This is a genomic window from Photobacterium damselae subsp. damselae (assembly GCF_038086725.1).
In the GTDB taxonomy this organism is placed as follows: Bacteria; Pseudomonadota; Gammaproteobacteria; order Enterobacterales; family Vibrionaceae; genus Photobacterium; species Photobacterium damselae.
Window position 1 is genome coordinate 2730936 of sequence record NZ_CP146970.1, and the last position, 22679, is coordinate 2753614.

Here is a 22679-nt window from a genome sequence, read left to right on the forward strand (position 1 = left end):
TTTCTACCATTAACTCAAGGTTGCAAGAACCAACTTTCCTCGCGTACGTCCCGACTCAATGTGCTGATGCGCTTGAGCGACAGAAGAAAAATCAAACTGTTGATCGATATGAACTCGAAGTTTCTTCTCTGCAATAAGCTGCAATAACATATCTTGCTGAATCTTATCTGGCTGCACCACCATACCTTGAGCATAAAAACCAAGATCTTGAGCTTGAGCGATGATCTCAGCCTGAGTCACTGTTGGTACTGTAATGATACGGCCAGACGGTTTCAGTGCAGCTAATGCCGCAAGTCCTGTTTTCCCACCAACCAAATCAATAATGACATCTACTGGTTCAAGTGAAACAAAATCTACGTTGTCATAATCAATTGCCTCTGCACCTAAAGAAGCAATAAAGGCTTGATTAGTTGAGGAGCCAGTTGCTAATACCTGACACGGCAATGCCTTAAGAAGTTGTAATGCTAAATGGCCAACCCCACCGGACCCAGCTAGCACTAAAACACGTTCTTGCGGTTGAATATCTGCAAGCTCGATAGCCTGCATTGCAGTAAGTCCGGCCAATGGAACGGCTGCGGCTTGGCGTAAGTCAACCTGTTCCGGTAATACCGACAACGCTTGCCAATCCACTACACAATATTGGGAATAGCCTCCACCTTGTAGCGGAAAACCTATTAACCCCGCAACTCGTTGGCCCGTTTTAAGAGCTGAAATCGTTGAACCTACAGATACCACTTTACCCGCGATGTCATAGCCTAAGCCCCACGGTAAAACATCTTGAATTTGCTGAGCGACAAAGTTACTGCCTTGACGAATTTTGGCATCAATAGGATTTACTGCGCAGTAATCTACTTTGACTAATACTTGATGAGGCTCTAATACAGTTGGAAGCTCTGTTAACTGGCACTGAAGCACATCAACGCCACCAAATTGTGAAATTACGACCTGCTGATATGTACTCATCGCGTCACCTCTTATTTGATATAAAAAAACGGGTCACTTCACGCAACCCGTTTTCTTTTAATAGCAATATGTTAGGTTGCTATCCTCACCATACATCAGCTTCCGACTCGAGCCAACAAAATACCCGCAGCAAATAAGCCCTAGCCCTTCAAGATTATTGTTACAAAACTTATCAACGGATTTTGTATCGTTCTGAGTAATAGTAAAAACGTGAGCAAACACCGCACCCAAAAACAGCAAGATATATAGACAACTATTTAATTTTAAATAGAAAAAATAATTAGAGTAAAAAGAGAAAGTAATAAATATAGATAAAGCAGAGGGTGGAATATCAAATAACAGGCAGAAACAACAGATAGAAAAAAAGCCCAGCAATAAGCTGAGCTTTTAAATAATGGCGCGCTCGGGAGGATTCGAACCTCCGACCGCCTGGTTCGTAGCCAGGTACTCTATCCAGCTGAGCTACGAGCGCGCAGAGTTGTTTGACAATTTTATCTTCATCAAACTTGAAGAATGGCGCGTCCGGGAGGATTCGAACCTCCGACCGCCTGGTTCGTAGCCAGGTACTCTATCCAGCTGAGCTACGGACGCGCAGGCTAATATCAATCGGTTAGATCAATACTATTTAAATAATGGCGCGCTCGGGAGGATTCGAACCTCCGACCGCCTGGTTCGTAGCCAGGTACTCTATCCAGCTGAGCTACGAGCGCGCAGGGTTGTTTGACAATTTTATCTTCATCAAACTTGAAGAATGGCGCGTCCGGGAGGATTCGAACCTCCGACCGCCTGGTTCGTAGCCAGGTACTCTATCCAGCTGAGCTACGGACGCGCAGGCTAATATCAATCGTTTAGATCAATACTATTTTAAATTATGGCGCGCTCGGGAGGATTCGAACCTCCGACCGCCTGGTTCGTAGCCAGGTACTCTATCCAGCTGAGCTACGAGCGCGCAGGGTTGTTTGATAATTTTATCTTCATCAAACTTGAAGAATGGCGCGTCCGGGAGGATTCGAACCTCCGACCGCCTGGTTCGTAGCCAGGTACTCTATCCAGCTGAGCTACGGACGCGCAGGCTAATATCAATCGGTTAGATCAATACTATTTAAATTATGGCGCGCTCGGGAGGATTCGAACCTCCGACCGCCTGGTTCGTAGCCAGGTACTCTATCCAGCTGAGCTACGAGCGCGCAGGGTTGTTTGATAATTTTATCTTCATCAAACTTGAAGAATGGCGCGTCCGGGAGGATTCGAACCTCCGACCGCCTGGTTCGTAGCCAGGTACTCTATCCAGCTGAGCTACGGACGCGCAGGCTAATATCAATCGTTTGGATCAATACTATTTTAAATTATGGCGCGCTCGGGAGGATTCGAACCTCCGACCGCCTGGTTCGTAGCCAGGTACTCTATCCAGCTGAGCTACGAGCGCGCAGGAGTTTAAACAACAATAAAATCACTAACCCTACCAATATCGAATTCGATATCAGTATAAGTAGCAATCCATTGTTACTTAAAGAAATAATGGCGCGTCCGGGAGGATTCGAACCTCCGACCGCCTGGTTCGTAGCCAGGTACTCTATCCAGCTGAGCTACGGACGCGCAGGCAATTCTGACTCAAGAATTGATCTTGGGGGAGAATAAATGGCGGTGAAGGAGGGATTCGAACCCTCGATACGGGATAAACCGTATACTCCCTTAGCAGGGGAGCGCCTTCAGCCTCTCGGCCACCTCACCACTCAAATTATGGCGCGCTCGGGAGGATTCGAACCTCCGACCGCCTGGTTCGTAGCCAGGTACTCTATCCAGCTGAGCTACGAGCGCACACTTAATTCGGTTTGTACTATACCACTTGAAGAACAAGTCGTACATTTTAAATAATGGCGCGTCCGGGAGGATTCGAACCTCCGACCGCCTGGTTCGTAGCCAGGTACTCTATCCAGCTGAGCTACGGACGCGCAGGCTATTCTGATTTAAGACAGCAGTCTTAAAGAAGAATGAATGGCGGTGAAGGAGGGATTCGAACCCTCGATACGGGATAAACCGTATACTCCCTTAGCAGGGGAGCGCCTTCAGCCTCTCGGCCACCTCACCACACAAATTAATGGCGCGCTCGGGAGGATTCGAACCTCCGACCGCCTGGTTCGTAGCCAGGTACTCTATCCAGCTGAGCTACGAGCGCACACTTAATTCGGTTTTTATACACCGCTTTGAACAAAAAGCAAAGCCATGTATTTAAAAATAATGGCGCGTCCGGGAGGATTCGAACCTCCGACCGCCTGGTTCGTAGCCAGGTACTCTATCCAGCTGAGCTACGGACGCGCATTGTGCAAGAATGGCGGTGAAGGAGGGATTCGAACCCTCGATACGGGATAAACCGTATACTCCCTTAGCAGGGGAGCGCCTTCAGCCTCTCGGCCACCTCACCGTCTTGCGGGGGCTCATATTACTGTTAAGCAAAAATAAGTCAAACACTTTATTGCTAAAAAATGAGGTTTATTGCACACATGAACACTTAATAAACAATACGATAAATTATGCAACGTACCCGTTGAAATATTTAATTGTTTTTATAATTTGCTCACAAATAAATTCCAAATTTTAGGCATAAAAAAGCCAGCTATCAAAGCTGGCTTTTTCGCGACTAGTAGTTACCAGTACTTGGAGTACCAGTTTCTTTTTCCGCTTGAATTCGCATATAAATTTCTTCACGGTGTACAGAAACTTCTTTAGGTGCGTTAACACCAATACGTACTTGGTTACCTTTAACACCTAGTACAGTTACTGTAACTTCATCACCAATCATAAGGGTTTCACCTACGCGGCGAGTCAAAATTAGCATTCTTGTGCTCCTTGAGTAATCTCTGTCTTATCTTTCTTTAAAACTATTATCCCTTAAAAGCAATAATTCCGTAAACACAGGATTTAAGAAACCACGACTTTTTGTGGATCTTTTTGCTTCACATTAGCTAAAACATAGTGTTCATGAATTATATTTGCTGCTTTATTGACCGAGTCAGGTTCGAACAACATTAATAGGCACTGAATACCAGGTTCGGTTGCTAATACACTAATGTTATATTCACCAAGCAATTGATTCGCTTTGGTTATAACTGATTCGACGTTATTACCAACACAAGTCAACGAGCTAACATCAACACTATTACGAATTTTTTCAGCAAATACCAGATTTAACTTAGCATAAGCATCTTGTTTGATCACAACTCCGGCACGTTCTGCCTCAGAGATCACAGTCCAAACTTTAATACCTAATAAATAGCACTGTTTTTCCAGTGCTGCTAAATCTTCGTGAGCAACCTGAACATGAAGCAAATCACGCTGTAGCGCAATACCACTAATATCATGGATACACTCTTCTCCTGTGACAAGGGTTCCCCCTTGCTTGGTAAAAGAAGATAGCACACGTAGTGGCACTCGGTTTTTCCATGCAAATTGAACAGAAGGTAAATGCAGTACTTTAGCACCCTGCTTTGCCATTGCTTCCATCGTTGGAAAATCGATAGTATGCAAACGACACGCCTCAGGTACGACTCTAGGGTCACAGCTGTATACGCCATCCACATCAGTAAAGATTTGGCATTCAGTCGCGTTTAACGCTCCAGCTAAAGCCACTGCCGTGGTATCGGAACCGCCACGACCTAATGTCGTAATGTCACCTTCATCAGTAATACCTTGAAAGCCTGCAACAATAACAATTTTATCTTGTTCAAGTAACGACTGAATACGCGTGGTATCAATCGAATCGATGCTCGCATTATTAAATTGCTGGTTGGTAACAATACCCGCCTGCCATCCAGTTAGCGACACCGCTTCATGACCAAGTTTATTTAATGTCATTGCCAACAGCGCCATCGACATCTGTTCGCCAGCCGATAACAAAACATCCAGTTCACGATCGGTTGGAACCGAATCTATCTTCTGCGCTAAATCAAGTAATCGATTGGTTTCCCCTGCCATAGCAGAGACCACAACAACCAGCTGTGATCCTGCTTCTTTAGCTTCGATAACTCGTTCAGCAACAGCGTGAATGCGCTCAATTGAGCCTACTGATGTTCCGCCAAATTTTTGCACTATTAGCGACTTACACGCTTTTTGCGTCACGTTACTTTACCTTCCTAAGGCCTAAGCCTATTGCTTTGCAATGCCGATGAGAGCGCCTTACAGACGCTCTTCAATCCATGCTTTAGCTGATTCTAGCGCTGCAGGAAGTGCACTTGCGTCAGTACCGCCTGCTTGAGCCATATCAGGACGACCGCCGCCTTTACCGCCAACTTGTTGTGCAACCATATTAACAAGCTCACCCGCTTTTACTTTGCCGATAAGATCTTTAGTTACACCAGCGATTAGACCAACTTTGTCATCACTCACATTGCCTAACACCACAATACCGCTTGATAGCTGATTCTTAAGTTCATCTACCATTCCGCGTAATGCTTTGTTATCTGCACCATCTAGCTTAGCAATAAGAACTTTAACGCCGTTAATTTCTTGTGCCTGATTGATAAGACCTGCGCCCTCTTGAGCTGCAAGCTTATCTTTTAGCTGTTGGATTTCTTTTTCTAATTGCTTGCTATGAGAAACAAGAGCTTCAACCTTGTTCACCACAGAAGCAGTATCAGATTTCACTAAACGAGCCGCTTTTGCTAATTGCTCATCTTGTGCGTGTAGAGCTTCGATTGCCGCAGCGCCTGTTACCGCTTCAATACGACGAATACCAGCTGCGATACCACCTTCAGATACAATCTTAAATAGACCGATATCACCAGTACGTTTAGCGTGAATACCACCACATAGCTCAGTTGAGAAATCGCCCATGCTTAACACACGAACTTGATCATCATATTTCTCACCAAATAGTGCCATTGCGCCTTTTTCTTTCGCCGCTTCGATATCCATAATTTCAGTATCGATAGCATGGTTTAAGCGAATTTGGTCGTTCACCATACGCTCAACTTCACGAAGTTGCTCTGGCTTAACCGCTTCTAGGTGTGAGAAGTCAAAACGTAGGCTATCTGGCTTAACTAGAGAGCCTTTCTGAGCTACGTGCTCACCTAATAACTTGCGAAGTGCTGCATGCATTAAGTGCGTTGCTGAGTGGTTTAGGCTAATCGCGCCACGACGAACATGGTCGACAGTAGCAGCTAACTTATCGCCAACTTTTAGTGCACCTTCAGTTAGCGTACCTTTGTGACCAATTGCATGGCCAAACTTCTGAGTATCAGCAACAGTAAATGCAACACCCGCTGCAGCTAATGCGCCTGTATCACCACATTGACCACCTGATTCTGCGTAGAATGGTGTTTGGTCAAGTACAATAATCGCTTCTTCACCTGCTGCTAAAGCGTCAACTTCTTCACCATCACGGTAAATTGCAACAATAACACCTTCGCCATCAGTTGCTTCATAACCTTTAAATTCAGTGTTTGCATCAACTTTAATTACGTTGTTGTAGTCCACACCAAACTGGCCAGCATCACGAGCACGTTGACGTTGCTCTTCCATTGCAGCTTCAAAGCCTTCTTCGTCAATGGTAAAGCCACGCTCACGCGCAACGTCATTAGTTAAGTCAGCTGGGAAACCGTAAGTATCGTATAGTTTAAATACTGTTTCGCCATCTAAAATAGAACCGTCTAGGTTATCTAGAGCTTCATTTAGAATTGTCAGACCACGGTCAAGTGTACGACCAAAGTTTTCTTCTTCGATCTTAAGTACTTTCTCAACCATCTCTTGCTGTTTCTTCAACTCACTACCCGCGGTACCCATAACATCAGCTAAAGGACCCACTAGTTTGTAGAAGAATGCACCTTTTGCACCTAGCTTGTTGCCATGACGAACTGCACGACGAATGATACGACGAAGTACATAGCCACGACCTTCATTAGATGGCATTACACCGTCTGCGATTAGGTAAGCACATGAACGGATGTGGTCGGCTACAACACGTAGCGATTGGTTAGAAAGATCATCATAACCAATGATGTCAGCCGCATCTTTAATCAGTGTTTTAAAGATGTCGATTTCATAATTAGAGTGAACACCTTGCATGATTGCAGCAATACGCTCAATACCCATACCTGTATCAACAGATGGCTTAGGTAGTGGTTCCATAGTACCGTCAGCTTGACGGTTGTATTGCATAAATACGTTGTTCCAGATCTCGATGAAACGGTCACCATCTTCTTCTGGTGTGCCAGGACGACCACCCCAGATGTGATCACCATGATCGAAGAAAATTTCAGTACATGGACCACAAGGACCTGTATCACCCATCTGCCAGAAGTTATCTGAAGCAAAAGGCGCGCCTTTGTTATCACCAATGCGAACGATACGATCCGCAGGGATACCTACTTCTTTATTCCAAATTTCAAATGCTTCATCATCAGACTCATAAATAGTTACAAGTAGACGATCTTCTGGTAGCTCAAGAACCGTTGTTAAAAACTCCCAAGCATATTTAATAGCATCATGCTTGAAGTAATCACCGAAACTAAAGTTACCTAGCATTTCGAAGAAAGTGTGGTGACGAGCAGTAAAGCCCACATTTTCAAGGTCGTTATGCTTACCACCAGCACGTACACAGCGCTGTGCGGTTGTCGCTCGCGTGTAGCTGCGCTTTTCTAAACCTAAGAAAACATCTTTAAATTGGTTCATACCCGCATTGGTGAACAACAGCGTTGGGTCGTTCGCAGGAACTAGAGATGAGCTTTCCACGATTTGGTGGCCTTTGCTCTCAAAAAACGCAAGATACGCACGGCGGATCTCATCAGTGCTCATGTACATTGGCAAATCCTGAAATTAATGCTTTTTGTAAAAAACGAAAATGACACTTAGTCAATCGGCTAGAGTTCGGCTTCCCTACCCTAGCTAGCTTAGTGCGACGTGATCAGACTAAGATAAATATTTTGGGCGTAATTGTAAAACAACGCCCCTCATTTGGTGAAATGTTATATACAGAAATTCAGCAAATAATAAGTTATAAGCTCAACATCACCACAAAACCAAGGATAAGAAAGCCATTTTAGTTAAAACTTTTAACCTATACTGACTAACTCACCCTTAATCTTTGCTGATCTGCTTTTCATTTAACCCTTGAACCGAATTAAGTAGTGATGAAACAATCGACTCGCTATCGATAGTTTCGCCATTTAGAACTCGCGCTAAGATATCACTCGCAAACTGCTGGGGTGAAATTACGATGTCAGGATTAACACTTTTTACTTTGTTGATATTTTTACTGTCGTTCACTAACGCGACATTATGGGCGTCAGTTTTTAATTCAATGGCAGATAACACAATAAAAGCATTATCAGCATCATCATCACTAAGAGCTAATAGTGCTTTGGCATCCATAACACCTGCTTGTTTTAAAACACTGCCATCACTGTAATCACCAACAACCACATCCAAGTCTTCAAGTAAATCTTTTGCCGCCTGCTGTGTTCGCGGAGAAACAATCACAGTCACTGGTTGTTTTCTTTGTATTAGCTGTTGAATGGTATTGAGCGCAAGACTCGATAAGCCGCAGATAATAAAATGGTTTTTACGCTTCATTTTCTTCGTTTTTCCCTTTGTTAATCGCTCATAACCACTTTGCACCGCAGGACCTAACACCGAGGTAAGTGAGGTTGCAAATACAGTAATACCCGCAATGATAACGGAAATTGTAAATAATCGAGCGGGCTCAGAAACAGGAACAATATCGCCATAACCGACTGTTGTCATGGTTTCGATGGCGTAATAAAGTGCGGTTGATAAATCGTTAATCGGAGGCTTATAACCATCACCAAAATACAATGCCCCATACGTCGACGTCAGCATTAAGGAAATCATACTGATTAAGGCAAAAATGGTACCTGCCGCAACGCTGCTTTTGGAAAAATGTTTTCGATTAAGAAATAGTACCGCTATCGTAAAGAGGCTGTAATGAAAATTATACTCTTCTGACGGCCTTAACTGCATTGCATAAAAGGCATTAATAATCAGCAAGGTAAAACATATTACCCAGGATATTCTGGCTCGAAAAAACAAACCAATCGTACTCATTGCAATAAATACACCTAACATAAAATACGGTGCGTTTATTAAAAAAGTGAGATTGAGGTCTTCGTAATTCTTAACATTAAAAATCGAGACTAGATCGATTGGTAAGCCATATATTACATGTAAAATGAATGCACTATTACCTAAAACAAGCAGCGCAATAAAAATATGTCTAATGGCATATAACGTCGTAAAACTTTCCCTGATAAAGCGCCAACATCGGTGCCAAAACGTACGGCATGAACTCATATAATGTAACTTCGCAATAGTATTAGTTGTCTGTTTATGTCTAGTTATATCTAGAGATAACCATAAGTTTATATACTAATTGCACATATAGCGATAATGAATCATTAAACATAATAAATTTTGCTAAAAATGAAAAAACCCAACACTTAGGTTGGGTTTTGATTCAATCTTGTTATCAGCAGCAATGCTTAAAATGCTTTATCTTCACCAGCTTCGATAGCATCAAGAGAAGCATCTTCAGTTGTTTCTTCTTGCGGTGGTGTTAATAACAACTCACGAATTTGTTTTTCGATCTCATCGGCAATAGCTGGATTCTCGGTTAAGAATTTACCCGCATTTGCTTTACCTTGACCAATCTTATCGCCTTTATAACTGTACCAAGCACCAGCTTTTTCAATTAGCTTTTGCTTAACACCAAGGTCAATCAGCTCACCAACACGGTTAAAGCCTTGTCCGTACAGAATTTGCGTTTCAGCTTGCTTAAATGGTGCAGCGATTTTGTTCTTCACCACTTTAATACGAGTTTCATTACCAACAACTTCTTCGCCATCTTTGATTGAACCTGTACGACGGATATCAAGACGAACAGAAGCGTAAAACTTAAGTGCATTACCACCAGTTGTTGTTTCTGGATTACCGAACATCACACCGATCTTCATACGGATCTGGTTGATGAAAATACACATACAGTTAGACTGCTTTAGGTTACCCGTTAGCTTACGCATTGCTTGAGACAGCATACGAGCTTGCAGACCCATATGTGAGTCACCCATTTCGCCTTCAATTTCTGCTTTTGGTGTTAATGCAGCAACGGAGTCGACAACAATAAGGTCAACAGCACCAGAGCGTGCTAATGCATCACAAATCTCTAACGCTTGCTCACCAGTATCTGGCTGAGAAACCAAAAGTTGGTCAATATCTACGCCTAATTTCTTAGCATAAATAGGATCCAGTGCGTGCTCGGCATCAATAAAGGCACAAGTTTTACCTTGGCGCTGAGCTGACGCGATGGTTTCTAATGTTAATGTTGTTTTACCTGATGATTCAGGACCAAAAATCTCAACGATACGGCCCATAGGTAAACCACCAGCACCCAATGCGATATCAAGAGCTAACGAACCAGTTGATACGGTTTCGATATCCATAGTACGGTTATCGCCAAGCTTCATGATAGAGCCTTTACCGAACTGCTTCTCAATTTGGCCTAACGCAGCGGCAAGAGCCTTTTGTTTATTCTCGTCCATTCGACTCTCCATCGGATGCTAATGTGTGAAAATCTGAATTTATTTAACTGGGTTTAGTATACTGTTTATTCATACAGTGTCTAGCACTGAATAAAAATTTTTTTGAAACAGGTATCAGTTCTGACGTAACTTTTGTTTTAAAGTTCAGCCAAGTGGTGAAGCATGCCTAAGATTGCTTGTGTGATAGCCTGATAACGTACTTGACTACGGTTACCGCTAAACTGACAAACCATCGTCTTACGCCAGCCCTGCTTATCAGCCCATGCAAACCAAACTGTACCAACTGGCTTTTCTTCTGTTCCACCCGTTGGTCCTGCAATACCACTAATCGCGACACTAATATCGGCCAACGAGTTTGTCAGCGCCCCTTCAGCCATTTGTTCTACGACAGGTTCACTGACCGCGCCATGGTTTGCTAATGTCTCAGCTTGCACACCCAGCATCTGCATTTTCGCTTCATTACTGTAGGTGATAAATGCTCGATCAAACCATTGAGAGCTTCCCGCTATATCTGTGATAGCTGTTGCAACTCCACCACCGGTGCAAGATTCTGCCGTTGTGGCAACCCACTGCTGTTTTGCTAGCGCGTCTCCCAGTTGATTTGCTAGCGCTTGAATGTGTTCCATAACTGATTCCTCACGGCCATAGTGGATAACTGATCCAATATTTTCTTCTCTCTAGTTATGGGGGTTTTGCGCACAATAAACAAGTTTCGCAAATAAAATTGTGGTCGCCACTTTGCCCAATGACCCGATTCACGTATCCTAAGCAACCAGAATTTTATACCTCAGAAACAACTTGGTTGCTGAGTCATTCATTAGCGAAAGCAGGCGTAATCGTGACAGTACAAGGCTTAGAAAAACATACACCAATGATGCAACAGTATCTAAAAATCAAGGCGGAAAACCCTGATGTACTGTTGTTCTATCGCATGGGCGACTTTTACGAACTTTTTTATGATGATGCAAAACAAGCGTCGCAATTGCTGGATATCTCACTCACTAAACGTGGTGCATCCAATGGTCAGCCAATTCCTATGGCAGGAGTACCACATCATGCTGCTGAAGGCTATTTAGCCAAGTTAGTACAGCAAGGTGTTTCTGTTGCGATCTGTGAGCAAATTGGGGATCCAGCAACCAGCAAAGGCCCCGTTGAGCGTCAAGTTGTTCGCATTGTTACGCCTGGTACTGTGAGTGATGAAGCCTTACTTAATGAACGCCGCGATAATCTCATTGCTGCCATTTTTGCGCACAATAATGGTTTTGGTTATGCCACATTAGATATTACCTCTGGTCGCTTTATGTTGACCGAACCGAGTACAGAAGAGGAAATGCAGGCAGAACTACAACGAACAATGCCTGCAGAACTGCTTTATCCTGAAGACTTTACTTACCTTCATTTAATTGAAAGTTTTAAAGGTAAACGACGTCGCCCAGTATGGGAATTCGAACTTAGTACAGCGCGCCAACAATTAACCATGCAGTTTGGCACTCGCGATCTGGTTGGTTTTGGTGTTGAACACGCTGAACGCGGCCTATGTGCAGCAGGCTGCTTACTGCAATATGTGAAAGATACACAGCGTACCGCGTTACCTCATATTCGAGCGATTACATTAGATACTAAAGATCATGCTGTTATCTTAGATGCAGCAACACGTCGCAACCTAGAGCTGACCCAAAACCTTGCTGGCGGCTTTGATAACACACTGGCTTCTGTTTTAGACCAAACGGCTACACCCATGGGTAGTCGCTTATTAAAACGTTGGTTACATCAGCCTATTCGTGATCCTAAACAGCTTAATGGTCGATACAACGCTATCGGTGCGTTTAAAGATAGCGGCCTATTTAGTGAGCTAGCTGGCGTATTACGTCACATGGGGGACTTAGAGCGTATTCTTGCCCGTCTAGCACTGCGCTCAGCTCGACCTCGCGATTTGGCTCGTATGCGTATCGCGCTACAAAATCTACCAGAGCTTGCAGATCTTTTAGCAGAAGTTTCTGACCCTCGTATTGGTGAGTTAGCAGCTCTTGCCGCTCCAATGGATGAGGTATGCCAACTTCTTGAACATGCCATTATCGAGAATCCGCCAGTTATTATCCGTGACGGTGGCGTACTAGCTCCTGGATATAATGCCGAATTGGATGAGTGGCGTGACCTTGCCGATGGCGCAACAAAATACTTAGAAGAGCTAGAGGCCCGCGAACGTGAGCGCCATGATATCGATAGCCTTAAAGTAGGATTTAACCAAGTACATGGCTTCTATATTCAGGTAAGCCGAGGCCAAAGCCATCTGGTACCGAGTCACTATATCCGTCGTCAAACCCTAAAAAATGCTGAACGCTATATTATCCCAGAGCTTAAAGAGCACGAAGATAAAGTGCTTAACTCCAAATCAAAAGCGTTAGCTCTTGAGAAGAAACTGTGGGATGAACTGTTTGATCTGCTAATGCCAAACCTTGAGCAATTGCAGAATATGGCTAACTCGCTATCGGAATTAGACGTACTTGCCAACCTTGCCGAACGTGCCGATACACTTAACTATTGCCGCCCTCAGTTGATGGATGAAACCGGTATCGAGATTGAAGCTGGTCGTCACCCTGTTGTAGAACAAGTACTGAGTGAACCGTTTATTGCTAACCCAATTTCGCTCAATCATGATCGCCGTATGCTGATCATTACAGGTCCGAATATGGGTGGTAAATCAACCTATATGCGCCAAACCGCACTTATCGCTCTACTGGCACACGTAGGATCATTTGTACCCGCAGACAGCCTTAAGATTGGACCGCTAGATCGTATCTTTACTCGTATTGGAGCATCTGATGATTTAGCTTCTGGCCGTTCAACTTTTATGGTCGAAATGACAGAGACGGCAAACATTCTTCATAATGCGACTCAACACAGTTTAGTCTTAATGGATGAAATTGGCCGAGGCACCAGTACTTATGATGGTCTCTCTTTAGCTTGGGCAAGTGCCGAGTGGTTAGCGGATAAAATCGCGGCTATGACGCTGTTTGCTACCCATTATTTTGAGCTTACAGAACTGCCAACCTTAATGAGTGGACTTGCTAATGTTCATTTAGATGCGGTTGAACATGGGGATGAAATCGCCTTTATGCATGCCGTACAAGAAGGGGCAGCAAGTAAATCCTATGGTTTAGCCGTTGCCTCATTAGCTGGCGTACCAAAATCTGTTATCAAGCGTGCGAAAATTAAATTACAGCAACTAGAAGCATCGGGCCATCAACAAGCAACTGATGCCCCGAACCCAACAACTACTGATACCCCAGCATCAGCAAAAGCGGTTCGTCAGGAACATCAACTTAGTCTGATCCCTGAATCAAGCGAAGTAGAAGAAGCGGTTGCTCGTCTCAACCCCGATAACATGACACCACGAGAAGCATTAGATGAGCTTTATCGCCTTAAAGCCCTGCTAAACTAAGTTCTCGTAACTTTTCATGAAAAATAAAAAAGACGCTTATATTATGCGTCTTTTTTACTACCTGCTTATTATCGACTTTATGGCTTGTTATAATGTCTCAAGCAATGAACTCACTGGATACGGAGTGAAATAAGAAGTGACTTAAAAAGTTAGTTTTCATCCGGATCAAATAAAGATTCAATGCTCAACCCCTCATGGGTTAACATATCTCGCAAGCGACGTAAGCCTTCAACCTGAATCTGCCTCACTCGCTCTCGCGTCAGTCCTATCTCACGTCCAACATCTTCTAGTGTAGATGCCTCGTAGCCTAACAAGCCAAAACGTCTTGCTAACACCTCTCGTTGTTTTGGATTTAACTCATCTAACCAATCAACAATAGAGGACTTAATATCATCTGTTTGTGTCGAAACCTCAGGAGTACCACCTTTTTCATCAGGAATAATATCAAGCAGAGCTTTGTCTGCATCTCCACTTATCGGGTTATCAACAGAGCTGACTCGCTCATTGAGACGCAACATACGATTGACATCATCAACCGGTTTTTCCAATTGAATCGCAATATCTTCAGCGGTCGGTTCATGATCGAGCTTTTGTGCTAACTCACGGGCAGTACGTAAATAAACATTAAGTTCTTTTACAACGTGGATGGGTAAACGAATGGTGCGGGTTTGGTTCATGATGGCACGTTCGATGGTCTGTCGAATCCACCATGTCGCGTAAGTAGAAAATCGGAAACCTCGTTCGGGGTCAAACTTCTCAACCGCTCGAATAAGACCAAGGTTTCCTTCTTCGACCAGATCGAGCAGAGCCAGTCCTCGATTACTGTAACGGCGAGAAATTTTCACCACTAAACGTAAGTTACTTTCAATCATACGTTTACGGGCAACATCATCGCCGCGTAGTGCTCGCCTTGCATACAGCACTTCCTCTTCGGCTGTAAGTAAAGGAGAAAACCCAATTTCACCTAAATAAAGTTGGGTTGCATCGAGAACTTTTTGAGTCTGGTTATTACTTCCAGTACTCAATTCTTCTGCTGAGTCATCATCTGCCGTTGCGGTATTTTTAGCATTTACCGCATCGCCAGTATCTAACTCTATCTCGTCATCGAAATCGAATGAATCAAGGTTTGTGACTGTACTGCTTTTACTCATAGCGCCTCCCAGATGGCGAGTTAGCAAGACATTACAACTGTTTCATGTCGTCTCTATTGTCGAGGTAAATAGCGTAGTGGATCGACTGATTTACCTTTATAACGAATTTCAAAATGCAATTTAACGCTATCGGCACCCGTATCCCCCATCAGAGCGATCTTCTGGCCAGCGGTAACTTGCTGTTGTTCCTTCACCAATAACTTATCGTTGTGAGCATAAGCACTTAGGTAATCGTCATTATGCTTAATAATAACTAAGTTACCGTAACCACGTAAGGCATTACCGGCATAAACGACTTTACCAGCAGCGGTTGCATTAACTGCTTCACCACGACTACCTGCAATATCGATACCTTTATTGGTAGAAGAGAAGCGTGAGATCACTTTTCCTTTTGCAGGCCATAACCAACCAGTGACGGCTGGCGCAACCGGTTTTGGCACTGGTTTTGTTACAGGTTTGTTATCAGTTGCTTTTTGAGAGTACTCTTTTGCTTGATTCTGATCAACTTTTTTATTGTTCGTTTTTTGCTCTGTTGGTTTCGATTGTGTCGTTGGCTTAGTTACAGTCGTACTTGTTGAGCGAGAAGCCGTACTATAACTGTTTGAACCACGAACATTTAATCGCTGTCCAGGATAGATAGTATAAGGTGGAGTCAAATTGTTATAAGCAATAAGATCTTTCACATCTTGACCAGCAATATAGGAAATAAAATAAAGTGTATCCCCTTTTTGCACTACATAATCACTACCGTGAAAACTGCCGCGAGCAAGTTGCGAATAATCTTTAGTTAAACTGGTGACAGGTGCAGGTGTATGACTACTACAACCTAAGATCACACTGCTTAGTGCAATCAGACCAACGGGCTTTACTATCTTTTGAATGACACTCATTACTTATGCTAACTCCCCTGCAATTAACGGCACAAATCGAACGGCCTCAATAGAATGATGAACAAAGCGATCACCAATACGGACAATTTTCTTTAATACCTGTGAGTCTTCACCAACAGGTAATACTAAACGTCCTCCATCAGCTAATTGAGCAAGCAAATCTGATGGAACACATTCAGGCGCAGCAGTCACAATAATGGCATCAAAAGGACCACGATTAGCCCATCCTTGCCATCCATCACCGTGCTTAGTTGAGACATTATGCAGATCTAAACTCTTTAAACGTCGTTTGGCTTGCCACTGCAGCACTTTAATGCGCTCAACAGAACAAACGTGATCAACCAAATGCGCTAACACGGCAGTTTGATATCCACTTCCTGTGCCTATTTCCAATACACTAGAGCTAGGCTCTAACTCTAACAAAGACGTCATTCTCGCCACCATATATGGCTGCGAGATTGTTTGACCATGTCCAATTGGTAACGCATTATTTTCATAGGCTTGATAAGAAAATGCTTCGTCCACAAACCGCTCTCTGGGAACAGCAGCAATGGCATGAAGAACACGTTCGTTATCAATCCCTTTGTTTCTTAGAAATGCCACCAAGCTATGTCGCTCACTTAAATAGCGCATCTTGATGTTGTCTCCACTTATTGTTATACGCATCAACTCTACAATAAAATTGATGCGTATAAGAATGCCCAATAACAGGAAGAGGTCAACATATTCACCTCTTCCTATTTCACATATTAATCGTGAGAAAACTCACGCTCAGGTTCACGAGCATCAAGTAATTCACGAACAACAGCAGTTGCAAATGCTCCAGCTGGTAAGCTAAATGATAGTGTCAGTGTATTTTCATCAAACTGCCAAGTCATTTGTTCAGGAACAAGCAGTAACTCACGGCGCTCATGGCGCATACGATTGTCACGCACAAGCTTAACTAAGGCTGGTTCTTGCTCAACAATAGTCAACTCAAACGCTTGAGCATCGGCCTTAGTTGGTAATTCATTATCACCAAGTAGTGGCGCTGAAATAGCAAGTTCACCAGATGCTACTTGCTGTTCTAACTCAGGCGTTATCTCTGTCACAACCATAGGACGGCTATCGTTAGCAGCAAGTAGACAATCGCCTAACATCAGTTGGCTAACTTTACCTTGTTCAATACGCTGTGATAGCACCTGATTAAACATCCATGAACGGGCAGCAGACAGATAAAAACTGCGTTTGCTTTTATCACGAACACGAAATTCATCATTACCCCATGCACGAGCTTTCACTACGTTATTACCATTATGGCCAAAACGCTGCTCACCAAAATAGTTTGGTACGCCGCCTTGAGCAATTTGCTCCAAGCGAGCGTTTAATTCATCACAGTTTTCTAATTCGGTAATACGCAAAGTGAAGCGGTTACCCTGTAAATCGCCTGGGCGCAGTTTCTTATCATGTCGGGCTGTTGCTAACACCTCAATACCTGGGTGTTCAGCAACAAAGTCAGTCAGATCCGGATCACTTTTGCCAGGTAGTTGTACACTGAGCCATTGTTCAGTTACCGCATGACGATCTTTAAGACCTGCCCAGCTCACATCACGAGATTTGACACCGCATGCTTTTGCCAGTTCATTTACCACATATTTGGTGTTTTCACCGCTCTTGCGGATCAGCACCATAAAATGCTCACCGTGGCCGGCAAAGTCATAACCTAATTGTTCAACAACTTCAAAATCACTGTCTTGTGCTTTTAAAAGACCTTTCGCTTCTGGCTTACCGTAAAGATAAGCAAAAGAATCCATAATATCAGCCATCTGTTATGCCTTTTTAATTAATACAACCGCTTCGCACGCAATGCCTTCTTTACGGCCTGTAAAACCTAAACGTTCTGAAGTCGTTGCTTTCACATTCACGTTGCTTATCTCGGTTTCAAGATCGTCGGCAATAGCCTGACACATAGCTTCAATATGAGGAGCCATTTTAGGTGCTTGAGCAATAATGGTGACATCCACATTACCTAACACATAACCCTTTGCTTTTACTTTCTTATATACATCACGCAACAAAAAGCGACTGTCTGCCCCTTTCCATTCAGCGTCTGTATCAGGGAAATGACGGCCAATATCACCAGCCCCAATAGCACCCAGTAATGCATCACAAACAGCGTGTAAAGCGACATCACCATCAGAATGAGCAATTAAACCTTGTTCGTAAGGAATTGCTACTCCACCGATAATGACCGGACCTTCGCCACCAAACTTATGTACATCAAAGCCATGACCTATACGCATTATGGCAATTCCTTCATGAGTTGTTCTAAATAAAAACCGGCAAGAGCAAGATCTTCTGGCTGAGTCACTTTCAAGTTATCAGCTCGACCTTTTACCAGTAAAGGAGCATAGCCGCAGAACTCTAAAGCCGAAGCTTCATCAGTTATTGTTGCGCCTTGCTCTAAAGCATAGGTTAATGCTGCTTTTAATTGTGCAGCTTTAAACATTTGAGGGGTTAAGGCATGCCATAAATTATTACGATCCACAGTCGAACATATCGTACCGTGCTCGCTATCTGAGGCCGCCCCTCTTTTCATCGTATCACGGACCGGTGCCGCTAAAATGGCACCCGATTCACTTAATAGTGCAGCATCAATCAATTGGGAGAGATCAGAGGTTCGCACACATGGGCGAGCCGCATCATGAACCAATACCCAATCATTATCATCCACTACAGCGAGGGCTGAAAAAACAGAATCTGCACGCTCTGCCCCACCATCCACAACGGTGATACGAGGATCTGACGCCAGCGGTAATGTCGGGAAATAAGGATCCCCTGCACTAATTGCAATGACGATTCGACCAATACTTGGGTGGCTAAACAATCTATCTACTGTATGCTCTAAAATTGTTTTACCTGCAATTTCAAGATACTGTTTCGGTCGATCTGCTGCCATTCGGCTACCAACACCAGCGGCGGGAACAATTGCCGTTAAAGAGAGAGTCATATTAAATACGATTATTATTTGATGATAAATACATGACGGCGATTAAGAATCGTCATTGTCATCGCCTACAATTCGGAAAAAGGTCTCATTGGGCTTAATTAATCCCAGATCACTACGAGCTCGCTCTTCAACAGCTTCATTACCGCCATGAAGATCGTTGATCTCTGCATACATCTGCTGGTTTCGTAGCTCTAATTCCGCATTCGCACGCTCTTGGATTTGAATGTTATTTTGTACTGAACGATATTCATCCATACCATTTTTTCCAGTCCAAAAATCATATTGAAGCCAACACAATAACCCCAGCAGTACAATTGTCAGCAAACGCATGCGTCTTCCTAATATCCGCGAAATTTAAGAATAAAAAATGGTTTTGTCTCGCAATGAGCAACATGATGAGCGTCGATTGATAGATAAAACCACTCTTAGTCAGGTGAGTAATAATCCCATAAACGAAGTTATGTGACCACAATTATAAGGGGTTAGTTCCTTTGATTGTCAGAGATCCCCTGCAATTAGGTTAAATATCAGCAAAATTATGTTGATAACAATAAGTAGTAAGAATAAAAAAACCGCCTCTGTTGAGGCGGTTTATTAATAACTAGAGAATAAATCTCTTAAGCTAAGCTAAAAATTAAGCTTGGCCTTTAACTTCTTTAAGACCGTTGAAAGGAGCACGCTCACCTAGTGCTTCTTCGATACGGATTAGCTGGTTGTACTTAGCAACACGGTCAGAACGGCTCATAGAACCAGTCTTGATTTGGCCTGCAGCAGTACCAACAGCTAGGTCAGCGATAGTTGCATCTTCAGTTTCACCAGAACGGTGAGAGATAACTGCAGTGTAACCAGCGTCTTTAGCCATCTTGATTGCAGCTAGAGTTTCAGTTAGAGAACCGATTTGGTTGAACTTGATAAGAATAGAGTTAACGATATTCTTCTCAATACCTTCAGCTAGGATCTTAGTGTTAGTAACGAATAGATCGTCACCTACTAGTTGGATCTTGTCGCCTAGAAGTTTAGTCTGGTGTGCGAAACCATCCCAATCAGACTCGTCTAGACCGTCTTCGATAGAAACGATTGGGTACTGATCAACTAGCTCAGCTAGGAAGTGGTTGAATTCTTCAGAAGTGAATTTCTTACCTTCACCCTTAAGATCGTAGATGCCTTCTTCTTTGTTGTAGAACTCAGAAGCAGCACAGTCCATAGCTAGAGTTACGTCTTTACCTAGCTCGTAACCTGCAGCTTCAACAGCTTCTTTGATTACTGCTAGTGCTTCAGCGTTAGAAGAAAGGTTAGGAGCGAAACCACCTTCGTCACCAACAGCTGTGCTCATGCCCTTAGCTTTAAGAACTTTAGCTAGGTTGTGGAATACTTCAGCACCGATACGTAGAGCTTCTTTAAGAGTCTTAGCGCCAACTGGCTGGATCATGAACTCTTGGATGTCAACGTTGTTGTCTGCGTGCTCACCACCGTTTAGGATGTTCATCATAGGTAGAGGCATAGAGAACTGACCTGCAGTACCGTTTAGCTCAGCGATGTGCTCGTATAGAGGCATGCCTTTCGCAGCAGCAGCAGCTTTTGCGTTTGCTAGAGATACAGCTAGGATTGCGTTAGCACCGAAGTTAGATTTGTTTTCAGTACCGTCAAGGTCGATCATGATCTGGTCGATTGCAGCTTGATCTTTCGCATCTTTACCTAGTAGAGCTTCAGCGATTGGGCCGTTAACAGCTGTAACAGCTTTAAGAACGCCTTTGCCTAGGAAACGAGACTTGTCACCGTCGCGTAGCTCAAGAGCTTCACGAGAACCAGTTGATGCACCAGATGGCGCAGCAGCCATACCTACGAAACCGCCTTCTAGGTGAACTTCTGCTTCAACTGTTGGGTTACCACGTGAGTCAATGATTTCACGACCTAGAATTTTAACGATCTTAGACATTGTGTTTCCTCTTTGCTTTATCTTCAAATTAAAAGCTAAAAAAATAGCTGCGGCTAAGTCGCTACAGCTATTATCCGTAATCCTTACTTGTTAAGCTCACCACGCTGGTGTTGACCAGCCGCCTTCACAAAGCCCGCAAATAGAGGGTGGCCATCGCGAGGCGTTGAAGTGAACTCAGGATGGAACTGAGCAGCCACAAACCAAGGGTGGTTAGGGATCTCAATGATTTCAACCAGTTTCTTGTCTGCAGATAGACCTGAAACTTTAAGGCCTGCTTTCTCTAGCTTAGGAAGCAGACTGTTATTCACTTCGTAACGGTGACGGTGACGCTCATAGATAGAAGGCTGAGCATATAAGTCACGAGCTTTTGTGCCATCTTGTAGATGACAAAGCTGTGCACCTAGACGCATTGTACCGCCTAGATCAGACTTTTCACTACGCTCTTCAACGTTACCTTCATTATCAACCCATTCTGTGATTAGACCAACAACTGGGTGAGTTGTATCTTGACTAAACTCAGTAGAGTGCGCGTCAGTCATACCCGCTACATTACGAGCGTATTCAATTAACGCTACTTGCATACCTAGACAAATACCTAGGTAAGGAATCTTGTTTTCACGAGCGTACTTAGCCGTTAGGATCTTACCTTCTACACCACGGTTACCAAAACCACCAGGTACAAGGATTGCATCTAGACCTTCAAGGATCTCAGTGCCTTTTGACTCAACATCTTGAGAGTCGATGTACTTAATCTTAACAGATAGGCGGTTCTTAAGACCTGCGTGCTTAAGCGCTTCGTTTACTGATTTATAAGCATCTGGTAGTTCAATGTACTTACCAACCATACCGATAGTTACTTCACCGGTTGGGTTCGCTTCTTCATAAATCACTTGTTCCCACTCAGCTAGGTTTGCTTCTGGAGCTGTAATACCAAAGCGCTGACATACAAGATCATCTAGACCTTGAGCTTTAATTAACTGAGGGATTTTGTAAATAGAATCTACGTCTTTCATTGAGATAACAGCTTTCTCTGGAACGTTACAGAATAGTGCAATCTTCGCACGCTCGTTCGCAGGGATCATACGATCTGAACGACAGATCAATACGTCAGGCTGAATACCGATAGACAGTAGTTCTTTAACAGAGTGTTGAGTTGGCTTAGTTTTCACTTCGCCCGCAGCTGCAAGGTAAGGAACTAGAGTAAGGTGCATAAACATCGCACGCTCACGGCCTAGCTCAACTGCTAGCTGACGAATAGCTTCCATAAATGGTAGAGACTCGATATCACCTACAGTACCGCCCACTTCCACGATAGCCACATCGTGACCTTTCGCACCCGCGATAACGCGAGATTTGATTTCGTTAGTGATATGAGGAATAACCTGAACTGTAGCACCTAGGTAATCACCACGACGCTCTTTGCGTAGTACGTCTGCATACACACGACCAGCAGTAAAGTTATTACGCTTAGTCATCTTAGTGCGGATGAAACGCTCGTAGTGACCTAAGTCAAGGTCGGTCTCTGCACCGTCTTCCGTAACGAATACTTCACCGTGCTGAATTGGGCTCATAGTGCCTGGATCAACGTTGATGTAAGGATCTAGTTTCATCATAGTCACGTCTAGACCACGTGCTTCTAGAATAGCCGCAAGAGATGCTGCAGCAATACCTTTACCTAGAGAGGAAACAACTCCGCCCGTAACAAAAATGTAATTCGTTGTCATGTTTAACCTGGAAGATTGGTGTAGAGGAATTAAAAA

At 43.7% G+C, this 22679-nt stretch carries 17 protein-coding genes and 17 tRNA genes; 1 reads left to right on the forward strand and 33 read right to left on the reverse strand.

The features are described 5' to 3' along the window. Window positions 1-9 precede the first annotated feature (9 nt). The 24 genes from WAX86_RS12295 to pncC all read right to left on the reverse strand — a co-directional run bounded on the left by WAX86_RS12295 (window position 10) and on the right by pncC (window position 11137). On the reverse strand, window positions 10-963 hold the full coding sequence (locus tag WAX86_RS12295) for an NADP-dependent oxidoreductase (protein ID WP_341488866.1): 954 nt from the start codon (window positions 961-963) through the stop codon (window positions 10-12). Between the two features lie 395 nt (window positions 964-1358). Continuing rightward, a tRNA-Arg gene (locus WAX86_RS12300) sits at window positions 1359-1435 on the reverse strand. Between the two features lie 42 nt (window positions 1436-1477). Further along, a tRNA-Arg gene (locus WAX86_RS12305) sits at window positions 1478-1554 on the reverse strand. A 42-nt stretch (window positions 1555-1596) separates the two neighbouring features. Beyond that, window positions 1597-1673: transfer RNA gene (locus WAX86_RS12310), tRNA-Arg, on the reverse strand. Between the two features lie 42 nt (window positions 1674-1715). Further along, window positions 1716-1792 (reverse strand) — tRNA-Arg (locus tag WAX86_RS12315). A 43-nt stretch (window positions 1793-1835) separates the two neighbouring features. After that, a tRNA-Arg gene (locus tag WAX86_RS12320) sits at window positions 1836-1912 on the reverse strand. Between the two features lie 42 nt (window positions 1913-1954). Further along, window positions 1955-2031 (reverse strand) — tRNA-Arg (locus WAX86_RS12325). 42 nt (window positions 2032-2073) lie between these two features. Then, window positions 2074-2150 (reverse strand) — tRNA-Arg (locus WAX86_RS12330). Between the two features lie 42 nt (window positions 2151-2192). Then, a tRNA-Arg gene (locus tag WAX86_RS12335) sits at window positions 2193-2269 on the reverse strand. 43 nt (window positions 2270-2312) lie between these two features. Then, window positions 2313-2389: transfer RNA gene (locus WAX86_RS12340), tRNA-Arg, on the reverse strand. Between the two features lie 93 nt (window positions 2390-2482). Continuing rightward, window positions 2483-2559, reverse strand: a tRNA-Arg gene (locus tag WAX86_RS12345). A gap of 43 nt (window positions 2560-2602) precedes the next feature. After that, a tRNA-Ser gene (locus WAX86_RS12350) sits at window positions 2603-2694 on the reverse strand. Window positions 2695-2704: 10 nt separating this feature from the next. After that, a tRNA-Arg gene (locus WAX86_RS12355) sits at window positions 2705-2781 on the reverse strand. Window positions 2782-2838: 57 nt separating this feature from the next. Continuing rightward, a tRNA-Arg gene (locus tag WAX86_RS12360) sits at window positions 2839-2915 on the reverse strand. Between the two features lie 44 nt (window positions 2916-2959). Continuing rightward, window positions 2960-3051, reverse strand: a tRNA-Ser gene (locus WAX86_RS12365). A gap of 11 nt (window positions 3052-3062) precedes the next feature. Next, window positions 3063-3139, reverse strand: a tRNA-Arg gene (locus WAX86_RS12370). Window positions 3140-3202: 63 nt separating this feature from the next. Next, window positions 3203-3279, reverse strand: a tRNA-Arg gene (locus tag WAX86_RS12375). 14 nt (window positions 3280-3293) lie between these two features. Then, a tRNA-Ser gene (locus WAX86_RS12380) sits at window positions 3294-3385 on the reverse strand. Between the two features lie 216 nt (window positions 3386-3601). Further along, window positions 3602-3799, reverse strand: coding sequence for a carbon storage regulator CsrA (gene csrA, locus WAX86_RS12385; protein WP_005297826.1), 198 nt, complete (start codon window positions 3797-3799; stop codon window positions 3602-3604). Between the two features lie 83 nt (window positions 3800-3882). Then, window positions 3883-5079 (reverse strand): aspartate kinase, encoded by a 1197-nt coding sequence (locus WAX86_RS12390; RefSeq protein WP_065170639.1) that lies wholly within the window; start codon window positions 5077-5079, stop codon window positions 3883-3885. 57 nt (window positions 5080-5136) lie between these two features. Next, window positions 5137-7758: an alanine--tRNA ligase gene (gene alaS, locus WAX86_RS12395; RefSeq protein WP_237029723.1), complete on the reverse strand. Its 2622-nt coding sequence runs from the start codon at window positions 7756-7758 to the stop codon at window positions 5137-5139. Between the two features lie 276 nt (window positions 7759-8034). Next, a complete protein-coding gene (gene kch / locus WAX86_RS12400) occupies window positions 8035-9267 on the reverse strand; it encodes a voltage-gated potassium channel protein (RefSeq protein ID WP_005297823.1) in 1233 nt (410 codons plus the stop codon). A gap of 188 nt (window positions 9268-9455) precedes the next feature. Then, window positions 9456-10511, reverse strand: a complete 1056-nt coding sequence (recA, locus tag WAX86_RS12405) for a recombinase RecA (protein WP_138222828.1) — start codon at window positions 10509-10511, stop codon at window positions 9456-9458. A gap of 137 nt (window positions 10512-10648) precedes the next feature. After that, entirely contained in the window at window positions 10649-11137 is a 489-nt protein-coding gene (gene pncC, locus WAX86_RS12410; protein ID WP_044174512.1) for a nicotinamide-nucleotide amidase, read from the reverse strand. A 245-nt stretch (window positions 11138-11382) separates the two neighbouring features. Here pncC and mutS point away from each other — a divergent pair, with 245 nt between their 5' ends. Beyond that, window positions 11383-13953, forward strand: a complete 2571-nt coding sequence (gene mutS, locus WAX86_RS12415; RefSeq protein ID WP_376788114.1) for a DNA mismatch repair protein MutS — start codon at window positions 11383-11385, stop codon at window positions 13951-13953. Window positions 13954-14102: 149 nt separating this feature from the next. Here mutS and rpoS read toward each other — a convergent pair whose 3' ends face one another. The 9 genes from rpoS to WAX86_RS12460 form a co-directional block, all read right to left on the reverse strand. After that, on the reverse strand, window positions 14103-15104 hold the full coding sequence (gene rpoS, locus WAX86_RS12420; protein ID WP_065170657.1) for an RNA polymerase sigma factor RpoS: 1002 nt from the start codon (window positions 15102-15104) through the stop codon (window positions 14103-14105). Window positions 15105-15157: 53 nt separating this feature from the next. After that, window positions 15158-15994: a peptidoglycan DD-metalloendopeptidase family protein gene (locus tag WAX86_RS12425; RefSeq protein WP_107200416.1), complete on the reverse strand. Its 837-nt coding sequence runs from the start codon at window positions 15992-15994 to the stop codon at window positions 15158-15160. A 3-nt stretch (window positions 15995-15997) separates the two neighbouring features. Next, window positions 15998-16627: a protein-L-isoaspartate(D-aspartate) O-methyltransferase gene (locus WAX86_RS12430; protein ID WP_005297770.1), complete on the reverse strand. Its 630-nt coding sequence runs from the start codon at window positions 16625-16627 to the stop codon at window positions 15998-16000. A 116-nt stretch (window positions 16628-16743) separates the two neighbouring features. Further along, window positions 16744-17799 (reverse strand): tRNA pseudouridine(13) synthase TruD, encoded by a 1056-nt coding sequence (truD, locus tag WAX86_RS12435; RefSeq protein ID WP_065170658.1) that lies wholly within the window; start codon window positions 17797-17799, stop codon window positions 16744-16746. A gap of 3 nt (window positions 17800-17802) precedes the next feature. After that, window positions 17803-18276 carry a 2-C-methyl-D-erythritol 2,4-cyclodiphosphate synthase gene (gene ispF / locus WAX86_RS12440; protein WP_044174505.1) on the reverse strand — a complete coding sequence of 158 codons (474 nt, stop codon included), beginning with the start codon at window positions 18274-18276 and terminating at the stop codon, window positions 17803-17805. After that, window positions 18276-18983 carry a 2-C-methyl-D-erythritol 4-phosphate cytidylyltransferase gene (gene ispD / locus WAX86_RS12445; protein ID WP_044174503.1) on the reverse strand — a complete coding sequence of 236 codons (708 nt, stop codon included), beginning with the start codon at window positions 18981-18983 and terminating at the stop codon, window positions 18276-18278. The genes ispF and ispD overlap by 1 nt, the downstream gene beginning before the upstream one ends. Window positions 18984-19025: 42 nt before the next feature. Next, window positions 19026-19313 carry a cell division protein FtsB gene (ftsB, locus tag WAX86_RS12450; RefSeq protein ID WP_036763251.1) on the reverse strand — a complete coding sequence of 96 codons (288 nt, stop codon included), beginning with the start codon at window positions 19311-19313 and terminating at the stop codon, window positions 19026-19028. Between the two features lie 304 nt (window positions 19314-19617). After that, complete coding sequence (gene eno / locus WAX86_RS12455; protein ID WP_065170659.1) at window positions 19618-20919, reverse strand: phosphopyruvate hydratase; 1302 nt, start codon at window positions 20917-20919, stop codon at window positions 19618-19620. Between the two features lie 83 nt (window positions 20920-21002). Then, window positions 21003-22643 carry a CTP synthase gene (locus WAX86_RS12460; RefSeq protein WP_065170660.1) on the reverse strand — a complete coding sequence of 547 codons (1641 nt, stop codon included), beginning with the start codon at window positions 22641-22643 and terminating at the stop codon, window positions 21003-21005. Window positions 22644-22679: the final 36 nt, after the last annotated feature.